General features: G+C 45.6%; 8 protein-coding genes and 1 pseudogene. 1 reads left to right on the top strand and 8 read right to left on the bottom strand.

Features of this window, described 5'->3' with window-relative positions; all coding sequences use genetic code 11:
- Positions 1-210 precede the first annotated feature (210 nt).
- The 8 genes from DWU89_RS12475 to DWU89_RS12445 form a co-directional block, all read right to left on the bottom strand.
- Complete coding sequence (locus tag DWU89_RS12475; protein WP_115499998.1) at positions 211-1,161, bottom strand: site-specific integrase; 951 nt, start codon at positions 1,159-1,161, stop codon at positions 211-213.
- Between the two features lie 589 nt (positions 1,162-1,750).
- The gene (locus DWU89_RS20640) at positions 1,751-1,903 is read right to left on the bottom strand and encodes a hypothetical protein (protein ID WP_158543375.1); all 153 of its coding nucleotides are present in this window, start codon (positions 1,901-1,903) and stop codon (positions 1,751-1,753) included.
- The gene (locus tag DWU89_RS12470) at positions 1,900-3,111 is read right to left on the bottom strand and encodes a sugar MFS transporter (RefSeq protein ID WP_115499971.1); all 1,212 of its coding nucleotides are present in this window, start codon (positions 3,109-3,111) and stop codon (positions 1,900-1,902) included. Before DWU89_RS12470 ends, DWU89_RS20640 begins: the two co-directional genes overlap by 4 nt.
- Positions 3,112-3,138: 27 nt before the next feature.
- Positions 3,139-6,081 carry a sensor histidine kinase gene (locus tag DWU89_RS12465; RefSeq protein ID WP_244205906.1) on the bottom strand — a complete coding sequence of 981 codons (2,943 nt, stop codon included), beginning with the start codon at positions 6,079-6,081 and terminating at the stop codon, positions 3,139-3,141.
- Between the two features lie 172 nt (positions 6,082-6,253).
- The gene (locus tag DWU89_RS12460; protein WP_244205905.1) at positions 6,254-9,343 is read right to left on the bottom strand and encodes an ATP-binding protein; all 3,090 of its coding nucleotides are present in this window, start codon (positions 9,341-9,343) and stop codon (positions 6,254-6,256) included.
- Between the two features lie 159 nt (positions 9,344-9,502).
- Positions 9,503-10,666, bottom strand: a complete 1,164-nt coding sequence (locus tag DWU89_RS12455; RefSeq protein ID WP_115499997.1) for an acyltransferase — start codon at positions 10,664-10,666, stop codon at positions 9,503-9,505.
- A gap of 28 nt (positions 10,667-10,694) precedes the next feature.
- Complete coding sequence (locus DWU89_RS12450; protein WP_115499968.1) at positions 10,695-11,483, bottom strand: patatin-like phospholipase family protein; 789 nt, start codon at positions 11,481-11,483, stop codon at positions 10,695-10,697.
- 19 nt (positions 11,484-11,502) lie between these two features.
- On the bottom strand, positions 11,503-12,312 hold the full coding sequence (locus DWU89_RS12445; RefSeq protein ID WP_115499967.1) for a Fic family protein: 810 nt from the start codon (positions 12,310-12,312) through the stop codon (positions 11,503-11,505).
- 89 nt (positions 12,313-12,401) lie between these two features.
- Here DWU89_RS12445 and DWU89_RS12440 point away from each other — a divergent pair.
- Positions 12,402-13,259: pseudogene (locus DWU89_RS12440) on the top strand (PDDEXK nuclease domain-containing protein); the annotation flags it as partial.
- Positions 13,260-13,333 lie beyond the last annotated feature (74 nt).

The raw sequence follows: 13,333 nt of genomic DNA, 5'->3' as shown, positions 1-13,333 counted from the left end.
GGTTGTTCTGGCTTTTTACGCTCTTACTTGTGTTGAAAAACATCGAATAGCTTAAATTATTACATAAAATCCCCCACCCACTTAAATTTAAGCGGATAAATGTTTTTATTATAAAAAAGATTCATATCTTTGCCCCAACAAGATTGAAGATAACCCTTGTTTATCAAATTATCTCTAATCCTAACACCTTACCTTAAATCAGAATTAAGGTCACGCCCGTAACCTCACAAGATTGTCCACCGTTCCTATTACCAAGAGATTTGCTTTACTCAATTCCGACTGGTCCAGTTGGGCGAGATAATGCCGTGTTGTCCGCTCCGACGTGTGCCCTAAGGCTTGACTGATCAGGGCTATCGGCGTATATTTCCGATAAGCGATGGTTGCCCATGAGTGCCTGACGACATACGAGGTGAAAAGAGCCGGTAGTCGCAGGCGGGCACCGAGCTTCTTCAACGCTACATTATATTTATGTAGGAGCTTCTTATAGTGTTCATAAGAGACAGGACCTTCCGGTGGGAAAACAGGGAAAAGGTACGGACTCGACGGGGATGCATACTTATCCAGCAAACAACGCATTCCCTGGGTTATACCGATCCGGATAGGCGAACCGGTCTTCGTCCGGTTATAGACAAGCGTGTTTCCCTCGATATTGGCATGTGTGAGATGCGCCAGGTCGACAAACGGCATCCCGCAAGCTAAAAACGAGAAGGTGCACAGATCGGCGGCAAACTGCAAGCTGGGTTCTTCCTTCAAGTCCAGGGCAGAAATCTGTTCAAATACTTTCAGGTCGACGGCACGTTTAGCGGACCTCTCCGGATGGATCGTGACATGCGCGAAAGGATGGACACGGGGGATGTATCCCAATTCTCGAATGATGATGTTGTACATCGCCCGGAGTGCGCAAAGATAGCTGTTCACGGAGTTTACCTTCAGCTTTTTCCCGGTCTGCAGGAAAGCGATAAAGCCATCCACAAGGGAAGGAGTCATTCCTAACAGGCAGAGATCGCGGCCATTTCTGAATTTTCTAAACCAGTTACCGGCAGCCCGGTACAGATCGGCGGTAGCATCCCTCCCCGCACTTCGCCGGCGGAAGATCAGGGTATCGATCGTACGGAACAGATATACTTCCGAAGGGCGCCTTTTTGTTCTGTTTGTTGTCATAGTCTTTTTATTTATATAAAACGAATATACAACAAACAAAGGAATAGGATTATTTGTCAGTTGTAAGAATATTTGCCGCAGGCTTATTGTATAAAACGTGTTTTTCAAATCCCCAAAGAGGCCCTAATTCAAACAAATGTTAATCTACTTTTCAGCTGTCAAAAAGGGGCTTTTCCCTATGATCCGGGACCTCACTTCCGCGAAGAGGGACTTTATCGCTCTGATCCGGAACTTTGTTGCCCTGAAGTCGGACTTCATATAGCACGAAGTCAACCTTCAGAGCGATGAAGCGTTACTTCAAGGCAATTTTCTGCGCACCTCACGGCAACAAGCTCTCATAAATTCCTTGGGATATTTGGAACGCCGTCCGTCTTCGTTCGCAAATATTCGATTCTCCGGGAGTTAAGCTTTATCACTTTGACGGTGTTTCCGGTTTTCGATAATCAAATTGCACGCTTTTTGGAATAAGCTCGGCACCTCATTTTCTCTGTTGTCATCCGAGCCGGTTAAAACCATGAAAAGAGTCAATCCAAAATCGATCAAGATTTCAGACGAAATAGAAAAACAGCCGAAACAGGGGGTTATTGTATTATAATCCAACAACCTTCCATTCCCCGACGTTCCGTTCGCCGGCATCAAAAGATACACCAACTTTGACCAGTTGCCGTTCGTCGGCGGTATAGGGGATGAGGTAGCCTTTGCTGTATTCATAAGGCTGTTGCCCGTCCGTTAGTGAACTCACCGTATCTTCTTCGCCATCACCATATAAGAATAGATCAACACGACCGCATATCCGAACAACGGGACAATAAAGGAAAGAGCCATTGTCGAGACATCCGCCACATAGCCCATCAGCAGGGGACCGACTGCCCCTCCTATCGGTGACATCATCAGGAAGGAAGAGGCCCGTTTCGTGTAATCGCCCAAGCCTTTCAGCGAGATGGCAAAGATGGTGGGGAACATGATGGCTTCGAATACATAGCAGGCAAACAAAGCTCCTTTCGAAAGGACACCTAAGTCCAGCGTAATCAACAGAGCACCCAAGACGGTAAAGATGGCACAAACGAACAACACTTTCTCCGCCCGGATATAACTCATAATCCAGCTACCGATGACACGTCCGACCATAAACAGTCCCAATCCGCCGAAAGAGAGGACGATCGCGGCATCGTGTGCATCCATCCAGCCATCATCCGTCACATAATTAATAAAGAAGCTATTAATGGATATCTCCGCAATTTCGTAGCAGAACAAAGCCATGACTCCCCACGTAAAACAACGGTGCTTCCATAATCCGCCTAACCCGGCTTTCGCTTCGACTGCCGTTTCTTCGCAATCGTCATGACTGATCTCCGGCAAGCGGATACGGAAAAAGACAAGAGCCACAGTCAACACGACAACACCCATCACGGTATAGGGCAACGCGATATTAGCCTCCCCATTGCCGGAGAACAGCAACATACCGCCGATCACCGGAGCACAGATACACCCCAGGCCGTTAAAAGACTGTGCCAGATTCAAACGACTGGCAGCCGTCTCACGGTCGCCCAATTCCGTCACGTAGGGATTGGCTGCCGTCTCGAGGAAAGTCAATCCGCAACCGATCACAAAGAGGGAAAAGAGGAAGAAGTTGAACGACATCAACTGCTCGCTCGGGATAAAGAGCAGCGAACCGATGCCGTAAAGGATCAGTCCGAACACGACTCCCTGGCGGTATCCGTATTTATTGATAAAAAGTCCGGCAGGGATCGCCATCGTAAAATAGCCGGTGTACATCGTTGCCTGGATCAAGGCGGAGTGGGCTTTTGTCATGACAAGCGCTTCCTGGAAATGTTTGTTCAATACATCCAATATAGCGTGTGCGAAACCCCATAAGAAAAACAGTGAAGTGACTAATATAAAAGGGATAAGATACTCTTTCTTTACCAGTGATTTCTTTACTTTTTCCATTCTATTGTTATTTGTTTTTATACTTATTTATTTGCTTGCCGGTTCATACGGGATCGTAAACCAGAAAGTAGATCCCCGGCCCAATTCCGATTCAGCACCGATTTCGCCGCCCAGAGATTGAACAATCGACTCGCAAATGGAAAGCCCCAGTCCCGTTCCCTGTACAAAGCTGTCAAATTTAGCAAATCGTTCAAACACATGTGGCATATTTTCCCCGGAAATTCCTTTTCCCGTATCCGTCACATAAAAACGGAGCCTGTCGCCCTGCAGCTCATATCCCATGATAATAGAGCCTTTAGAGGTATATTTGCAGGCATTGCTCAAGAAATTGGACACGACCTGTGTCAAACGGTTCTTTTCCGAATGAATCACATAACCCGGGGAAGGTTGCCGGCAAAGTAGTTCGACATTGTCTTTTACCCGGCATTTATAGACTTGATACAGATTATTGAAAACGTCCGACAGATCGACATCCGTATAATTGAAATCCAATTGCCCGGCTTCGATCTTCGAAAGGTCGAGAATATCGCTGATTAATTGGAGCAGGAGTTCGTTGTTTGTCTCCACGATCTTGACGTACTCGCCTATCTCCTCCTTATCATCAGTCGTCGCTATCAGGTTGGAAAACCCGACAATTGCGTTGAGCGGTGTCCGTATCTCATGGCTCATATTGGCCAGGAACGCACTCTTCAGGCGATTAGCCTCCTCGGCCTTATCACGCAGGCGGATCAGTTCGTTCGTCATTTTCTGGTCTGTAATATCCGTACGCAGACCGATCAGTTTACTGATCCTTCCATCTTCCTCCTGTCCGTACGGTACGGCATGCATTTCAAACCAACGTTCTCCCAAAGCCGGCGTAATAAGGCGGATCTGGATATCCATCACTTGTGTTTTCCCACTGGCCAGGTCTTCCAGTCCTGCACTCAACAGGGTGGTATCTTCCGGAAAGACAAAAGAGAGGTAATCGTCCAACGGGATGATCGTTTCTTCAAAAACAGTAGAATTCGGGGAATAGAAAGTCCGGGCATCTACGTTATATTCCCACGATATGATCTGTGCCGCCTCCAGTGTAAACTCAAGTTTCAACTTGCTTTCATTCAGTTCCTGTTCGTTCTTACGGATTTCCGTCGTATCGACTGTCGTTGCGACAATATACAACTTGCCCTCTTGGTCTTCGAGCCGCGTCTTTGTGGTAACTCCCCAACGTTTAGGAGCTCCGGTTTCAGGATCATAGAATATCCGGTCAAACGTGATCGGTTCAGCACTTTCCAGCACCTTCAGGTCTTCCTCCCTGAACCGTTCCGCTTCCGGATCATTTACCTCAAAATCGTTCTTACCTAACATGACACCGAAGTTTTCCTCATAAAATTCGGAGACTTTGTTATTGTAAAACAGATAGCGGAACTGGTCATCGACATCCTTAATGAACAGGCCGACAGGCAGGTTATCCATAATCGATTGCAGGAACGTCTTCAACTGTAATATTTCCTTTTCAGCAACGACATAAGGGGTTACATCATGCGAAAAGCAAATGATGGAATCTTTTCCGAAAGGAACGACACGCGCTTTGGTGTAATAGATTACATCTCCCTTTGCATATTTATAATTAAAGACCCTCACCTCGCCGGTCTTTATCGTAGCCCTCAGATTACTGATAAGGCAATCCATCATATCATCGAACGCCTTATACTCTTCGCCTACATCCAACAAGTTACGCCCGATCATGCTTTTGTCATTGCCCCCGTGTAGCACATGCTCCTGCGGATTGATAATATCCAGAATATTCAGTTCCGAGTCATAAATAGTCGCCATATCCGGCATCCGGCTTAAAAGTTCGAGCATCCTGGCATTAGCGGTCCTGTAGGCATCTTCCTTTCGCTTCCGATATAGCAGGACTCCAATGAAAATAACGATCATCAGGATAATCAGGCAAATGAGGAGCACGACTTCCAACGAATGCTCCTCCCACAAAGAAGGGGCCTTATTGTAGAACACCGTACCTTCCGGCAACAGAGATAAATCAAGTCCTGCCGCCACAAAAGTCGGATAATTAATATAATAACGGGGTTGGGAAGGGGTGTACTGGAAAACGGGACTGTTCTCGATCCCTTTGGTCAGGACACTACTGGTAAGAGTAGCGAGATCTTTCCCCATTTCCTCCCCTGAGATGTAGTAACCACCGATATAATTCATGTTTGCTTTTCCCTGATCCAGGGCTTGGAAAAGCGGTATCGAAGTATAATGCGGCAATTCATTATGGAGCTTTGAATGGGCATGGGGATACTGGAGCGCATCCGTGTACCAGCCCGCCGTCAGCAATGCGTACGTATCATCCATCCGGGAGATCGAATCGAGCAATTGTGTCGTAGACAGCTTGTTGCCATCCAGATAACAAAAGCCGAGCGAATCGGTCTGCTCGCAAAGGGTTTTCAGGTAGTTTTCGAAAAAGGACAGATTATAACGGTTATCATAACAGAAAGCGATGTGTTCCACTTGTGGCTGAAGCCTTTTTATCAACCTGAAGTTTTCGGACAAATAATCTTTATAAGCATATCCCGTCACCTTAAAACCACCAAAAGACTCCTCCATCTGCTGCATTTCCCTGACAGTGAGCAGATCCAGGTCATTCAGGCATTCATAGTCGATAAACGAACCTTTCACGCATCCCAGAACGACAGGCGTATCATGCCAGTCATCAGGGCAAGTAACCCGATAAACCGACCAAGCCTCATTCCCCATCAAAACCACGACCTTGGGCCGTGTCTTATATGCATCGAACAACTGGCGCATCCATTCAGACCAATCTTCAAAGGATGAAGACGATTCGGAGTCCATATATTCGACGGATATTTTCACCCTTGCATCTGTTCTCAGTTGAGTGATAAAAGACGAAATCACCCGGTTCCCTTCTTCTTTAATTGGAGAATAAGAACTAATGACCAGTATCTTCGAACTATTCACTTCCGCCATACCCGCCTGTATGTGGAAAAAGAAAAGAACGAAAACAAGGATAGATATTATTAACCCGCTTATTGTAGATTTATTGCTTGACTTTACCATTATACTGTTATAACTCGCATCTGCAAAAGTACAGTATTTTTTTCATATCAATGGCTCAAAGTCTTTGTAAATGAAGTCCTCTCTAAACAAAAAACAGCCGTTTGCTCAACAAATCTCCCATCTGCCGTTTCAATGCCGGTGCATTAAGCGGCTTTGAGGTGTAAGCATCGAAGCCACAATTCATAATCCGTTGCTCGTCCGAAGCGAAAGCATAGGCCGTCACAGCAATGATAGGTACATCTGCCGATATCTTACGAATTTCGGCTGTTGCCTCATAGCCATTCATTTCCGGCATATTGATGTCCATCAGGATAATATGGGGTCCGAATTCTTTAAACAGTTCGACCGCTTCCTTCCCGTTCCATGCATGAAGCAGAGTATATTCATGTTTCAGGATCGACTCGAATAATTTGAAGTTACCGACATTATCCTCGGCAATCAAAACAGTTAGCCTGTCTTTCTCAACCCTTTTCTTCTCGAATTGGTGATGGTGCTTTTCCGGCTTGTTGGCAGGAGAGCAAGGGAAGGTAAACCAGAATGTCGTTCCTTTTCCTTCTTTCGATTCCACCCCGAGCTCGCCTCCCAGATGGTTGATAATCATCTGGCAGATAGAGAGGCCAAGACCTGTCCCCTGGGCAAAAGCGTTCAATTTGACAAAACGCTCGAATATCTTTGCCTGCATATCTTCTGCAATCCCACAACCGGTATCCGTCACATAGAATCGCAATAAATTATCACGTTCCCGGGTATAGCCAAAGCGGATACTACCTTCCGTCGTAAACTTAATCGCATTGGTCGTCAGGTTGGTCAAAACCTGCATCAAACGATTCTTTGGAACAGAGACATAACATTCTTCGGTCCGTTGCTCAAACTGCACTTTCACATCTTTCGCCGCACGAGGCTGCATCATCCGTTCAAATTCATACAACAGACTATTGATATCGACATCCGAATAGATAAACTCCAATGTTCCGGCTTCAATCTTCGAAAGGTCCAGAATATCGCTTATCAACTGGAGAAGAAGCGCATTATTATTCTCTATAATACTTATATATTCTTCTTTTTCGTCCTGTTCATCCGTTGTCGCCAAGACATTGGAGAAACCGACAATTGCATTTAGCGGAGTACGAATTTCATGACTCATATTAGCCAGGAATGCCGATTTCAGGCGGTTAGATTCTTCCGCTTTGTTCTTTGCATCGATCAATTCCCGCTCTATGGCTTTACGATCGGTTATAATCAGGGAAGAACCGATCAGCGAGAGAGGATGCCCCTCTTCATCCCTCTTATCTATGGTCGCACGCGCTTCCACCCAATCGAAGCCATGCACGCCCTTTTCGGGGTTGTAAACACGGTACTCTTCTCTTACCTTATCAATAGTCCCGGCTATCAGTGACTGATAAGCCTCTCTCACTTTCTTCCGGTCGCTCTTGAATATTTTAGAGAAATAATCAGCCTCCGGTACGCTCAATTGATTTTCATCAAACAAGTCGGAAGCGCTTAAATTGGCTTCCCGGCTTACATCGCAAAGGATTGTTTTTCTCTCTAAATCCCATTTCCAGGGAATAACGTTTGCAACGTCCAGGGACATCGACAATTTCTTATTGACAGTGCGCAACAATTGCTGTGCCTTGAAAAGTTCGCTTGTATCGACCATGAAAAGATCCACACAATCCTGTTCGCTGGCTGAAATAATCATCACGCTGAAATAACGGTCTGCCGACTCGATATAATACTGCGTACTCACTTTCTTATTCTGCCCCAGGACCAGATTGCACACATTCAGATACTGCCCGAACTGCTGGTTTGGTAACTCAGAACCTTTCTTTCCGACAAAAAGCGCATTCGTTCCCAATCGCATTTCAAACTCCGGATTTATATCCTTTATTATATAGTCGACAGGAGTTCCGTCAGGACCAAATATCACACGCTGCTTCATATAGCAAATCGGCATATTCTTAACCAGACGGCTATAGCTGCTCATCAGTTTCAGTTCCTTTTCCTGAAATTCCCGTTTTGCGCTCAAACTTAGAATCCTAAAAATAAGAATCAGCAACAGAAAGATTAATACAGTTCCACCTGCGTAAACGTATGTACCGTATTGCTCCCAAAACGTAGGAGGCTTCATATAAAAAACCGTATCGGCCGGGCAAGCTTCCAATGGGATATCCAACCTCTCCAAAACCGGGTAATTCAATACCGGATAAGGACCGTCCGGCATGATGACCGCATCATATATTTTACCTTTTAGCAGTTCGTCTATTGTCTTGAACAAAAGGGATGATATCTTGGCTGCCGGATAATAGCAACCGCCAATCATGCCATTTTCCACAATATCCATATCGTTCAATGTAAATATCGGAAGATTGGTGCAGGAACTCAACATCCGGTAAGTATCGGAACTCAACATTGTATTTCTTCCCCGCGTCTTCATCAATGTCCATGAATAATAGAGAATCCCGGTATTGGGGCCCGAGCTCTGCAGGACGTCGATCAACTCATCTGTCTGCATTTCTCCGGCAGTCAGTGTTTCCAACTTTATTTCCGGAAATGCCTGCATCACGTTCTCTAATGTACTTTGGTTCTGGGCGCTGATATATCGTTTATCTACAAGAAACAACAGACGGTTCATCTCCGGAATACACCGTTTCATTAAGGAAATCGTTTCATTAATATATTCCGGAACATATACGACAGTCAGGTTCTTACGGCTTTTGACAATATCTCCAAGTTGTATCCTCTCATCAACCGGACAAGCCTGTTTCGACAGGTAATAACCGCTCGGACAGATATAATCTTTTTCGACACAGACTAAAAGCGGTATCTCATCTCCCCAACGCCGCGCCAGTTCATCCCGCAGCAGGACATACGAGCTGTTCCCTAAAAGGACCACCATTACAGGAGGTTTCTCCCTGTATTTTCCAGATAGTTCATCTATAAAGGCATTTACATCCTCCTCTGTTTTCATCAGCATCACATCCATATGCTCAGTATAAGCATTGATACTGTCATTATCCGTAATCATACGCTCATAGATAGGGGTTGTAAAAACCCGGCTCCAGGGAGTAGATTCCGTATAAGAATTTATGATGAGAACATAATCCGGCTGCTTTGTCGCGGGAGAAGCAAAGGCAGATGTTAACGATGCCAATACCATTAAGCAGGTTAACAAAAAACTACTTTTATAACGATCTAACAAATCCATGTCATCATTTTCACCTAAGATCAATCATATAAAACCTATGAAAATCAAAGTAAATAATGGCCGCAAAGGTATTGATTTATTCCCAACAATAAAACTTTAGCGCATAAATTAGTAAGAATTGACTTATTACCCGACAATATAACGGGCTTTTTTGCCCATCAACCGGTTAATCGCATACACAATCAGCCATGAAACGCAGAACGCGACAACTGCCGCCGCCGGTATCTGCAAAGCGACCGGCACATCCAAAGCACGCATCAGCACAACGCCCGGACCGGTGAAGAAATAATGTATCATATAGATGCCGAACCCGCAAACCGTCAGATTCGCCAGCATGCCCTTCACCTTTTCGGAGCGCACTTTCACCTTCTTCGCCAGCAGGAAAAGCGGCAGGGTCATCATCACGACATTCAGGGAACAATACGTAAAGAACAGTTCCAGCAACTCTTCGCTGTATTCCGGCAAGGCCGTAACATACCGGAAGCCGAAGAAGGTCACGGCATAGCCAACCAGGAACATCGGGATTCCAAATGCTAAAATCCGGCCCAACTCCCAATCACGATTACGCAGATAATGCCCCAACAGCAGATATCCGTTGAAGCCGGCAAAATAATACAACATATTGAAGGAGTTCCAGGAACAACCGCCCCAGATATAAGGCGAAACAAACTGATAGTAGTAAGGCAGTAACGTCGTCACACCCCAGGCAATCAGGAACCACAGCTTGGCCCGTTCAGAAGCTTTCTCCACCCAGGCAGAGAAGATAGGCATATAAAGATAGAGGCCGATCAGCAAATAGATATACCACATATGTACATCCACGATTGAGAAATTCTCCGGAATCTCAGCAATGTATTTCAAGGAAACAGCCAACGACTGCCGGGTGACCTCCTCGCCCGAATAAGGGAAAAAGTTCAGGATCACATCCGGAGACAAGCCAAGCAATCCCGTTATCCAGGGAAAAAGATTATAAAGAACCGACCAGATCAGGAAGGGCCAGAAGACACGGCTGATTCTTTTCTTGTAGAAAACCGACGTATCGCCACGAACCGGCAACAGCAAAGCCCCCGTAATCATCACAAACAGGGGCACACAAGGGCGGAGAAAAGCCCCATAGGCGGCTCCCCAGAATTTAATCTGTTCGATATTGGCAGGCGGCTCGCCCGGATAAAAGTTAAACGGGTCCGCGCAATGGCAACAAACCACGGTAAACATAGCGACAAAACGTACGACATCGAGCCAAACGATATGTCCCGATTGGCGAATAGCCGGATTCTGACTCTGCATCATCATGATATTAGATATTTATTTAGTGTTTCTATTCTTCTGTTTCTTGTAAAGCTCTCCGGGTCGCTTCCACACCTTCCTCTATCATCCCCGCCGCTTTATTGAATTGCAACAGGCTGTATTTCCTGCCCGGCACACGTATGACGATATCCGGCCGGCAGGCGGACACGGAGCACTGGATCAGCCGCTGCACAAGGGTGGTCATGGATTCAATCAGAAGAGAATACTTATTGTTTTTAAGCTGCCTGGGATTGCCGGACACACGTTCTTCGGGAGCTCCAGCAATGACAGCCACCAACAAATCGCCTTCCGTACGTTTCACCCGCGACAAAGGCAAAGGGTTACTGATTCCGCCGTCTACCAGGAGCATGCCCTCTTTTTCAACAGGCTTAAAGACAAAAGGCAACGAAATGGATGCCCGGACAGCTTCGTAGAGGCTGCCTTGTTCAAAGACAACTTCCCCGTCAGTCAGGAGATTTGTCGCAACAGCCGTATAAGGGAGCGGTAACTCTTCGATATTCAAATCCGGCATAATCCCTTCCAGCTCTTTCAATATCTTATCCCCCTTCAGAAAGCCTTTCTTAGAGAAACTAATATCCAACAGCTTCCATATCCGGCGTAAATCGAGCCCGCACAAAGCCTCCTTGCACTTCTGCAAATTGCCCGTGGCATAAGCCGCCCCGACCAAAGCCCCCATCGAGCACCCGGCTATCGACGATATTTCATATCCTTGTCTTTCCAATTCTTCAATCACACCGATATGGGCTATTCCGCGTGCCCCGCCGGTCGAAAGAACTAAAGCTACTTTTTGTCTATCCATAATGTTTTCGGGGCACATTCTAAAACATAAACCCAAATCCCTTCTTACGGGTGGCATTATACTTCTCAATCTCTAAAGAAAGTGATTTCTTGAGCTGCATTGTCATGAAGTCCAGGAAAGGCCGGTTAACTTCATCATCTTGCGACTGCCGTAAGGAAAGAATATAGTCGGCTCGATCTTCTTTGAATATTTTCATCGGGAAAAGGTGATAACAAAACTGGATATAGTTCATCAACAAACGAGCCGTTCTTCCATTCCCGTCCACCCATGGATGGATAGTTGCTAAATTAAGGTGGGCATTAAAGCTCAACTCGTATTGTTCCCGGAATGTTCCCGCCGCTTTTTGCTTCTCTTGCAAGATAGAACAGAGCTCTTCCATTTTAGCAGGTACTTTTTGATAGCTCATATAAGAGCGCCCACCTACTCCGGCCGTAACACCACACAAACGAAACTCACCTTTGGAAGAATCGAAAGAACCACCCATTACATGATGCACACTTCCTGTAGTACGCATTAGAGTAGCATTCAACTTTTGCAAGAAAGCAGGGGTAATCACAGCCCCTTGTTCGCTTTCCTCTTTGGCCAGTTCATACGCTTTCTTCAAATCGTCATTCATCAGATGATAAACCAACGGTTTCCCTTTGGCGGTCACCCCCTCATCAAAGAGAAGCTGTGTATCCATTTCGGTAAGCGTAGAGCCTTCGATAGCCGTAGAATGGGTAATAAGAGAATAGAGGTAGTACTTTTCATAGCCCACCGACTGACTGATCCCAAGTTTCTGAAACTCCCGGTACAGTTCTTCTATCTCCTGCCAGATATTTTTATCCATGAAACAAATGTACAAAAATCAAGACAAAACCAGTAATGTATGGCAAAGAAAGAAAATAAAAACAGTAACTTTGTACAAAATACCAAAATATGAACTTTGAATCGTTAGCTAATCATATCAGTGCCATTCAGGATACATTGCAAGCGCAAGCTGCACATTCTGTCAATCTTGCATTAACTTCCCGTAATTGGTTAATGGGGTGTTATATTGTCGAGTTTGAACAAAACGGAGAAGACCGTGCCGCCTATGGCGAACAACTATTGAAGAAGTTGGAAAAACGGTTAAATATCAAAGGGCTGAACGAACGTCGGTTCCGGGAATTCAGACGCTTGTACCTTGTTTATCCGCAGCTAAAAGAAGAGGTTCTGGGCTATCTAATGTCGATGTCGGCAATTCGGCGGTCGGTAACCGCCGAATTCATAGAACCAATTCGGCGGATGCCGTCCGCCGAATCTGCAATGAACATTCGGCGGATACCGTCCGCCGAATTGATAGCTACAAAAGAATGGATGATTCCGGCTGATAAACTCTTTAATAAACTCACGTACTCCAACTTAATGCTCATTTCTGCTATTGATAATCCGGTGAAGCGTGCTTTCTATGAAATGGAAACCATTCGCGGATGCTGGTCGTACAAGGAATTGGAGCGACAAATAGCATCTTTATATTACGAACGTAGCGGCTTATCCAAAAACAAAGAAGCCCTTTCTGCATTGGTACAGCAACAAGCAATTCAACTGCAGCCTGCGGATGTGATAAATACCCCTGTAACTTTAGAGTTCTTGGGGCTTAATGAACGAGCCTTAGTAACAGAAGACGACTTAGAGCAATCCATCCTTGACAATCTGCAACACTTCCTGTTAGAAATGGGGCATGGCTTCTGCTTTGAAGCCCGGCAAAAACGCATCTTGATAGACGAAGATTATTTCTTTGCCGACCTTGTGTTCGTGCGATTTGTTTATACCAAAACCATAAGTTCTCTTATGGGTGGGTATAGGGCAGTTCAGGCTGCCTAACTATG

This window comes from Parabacteroides acidifaciens, from assembly GCF_003363715.1.
Taxonomy (GTDB): Bacteria; Bacteroidota; Bacteroidia; order Bacteroidales; family Tannerellaceae; genus Parabacteroides; species Parabacteroides acidifaciens.
This window is presented reverse-complemented; position numbering and strand designations above follow the sequence as displayed.

What these genes read in the sequence shown, in the direction of transcription:
- DWU89_RS12450 (WP_115499968.1), bottom strand. Translation starts at nt 11,483, where the DNA reads ATGGATAGACAAAAAGTAGCTTTAGTTCTTTCGACCGGCGGGGCACGC.
- DWU89_RS12455 (WP_115499997.1), bottom strand. Translation starts at nt 10,666, where the DNA reads ATGATGCAGAGTCAGAATCCGGCTATTCGCCAATCGGGACATATCGTT.
- DWU89_RS12475 (WP_115499998.1), bottom strand. Translation starts at nt 1,161, where the DNA reads ATGACAACAAACAGAACAAAAAGGCGCCCTTCGGAAGTATATCTGTTC.
- DWU89_RS12465 (WP_244205906.1), bottom strand. Translation starts at nt 6,081, where the DNA reads ATGGCGGAAGTGAATAGTTCGAAGATACTGGTCATTAGTTCTTATTCT.
- DWU89_RS12470 (WP_115499971.1), bottom strand. Translation starts at nt 3,111, where the DNA reads ATGGAAAAAGTAAAGAAATCACTGGTAAAGAAAGAGTATCTTATCCCT.
- DWU89_RS12445 (WP_115499967.1), bottom strand. Translation starts at nt 12,312, where the DNA reads ATGGATAAAAATATCTGGCAGGAGATAGAAGAACTGTACCGGGAGTTT.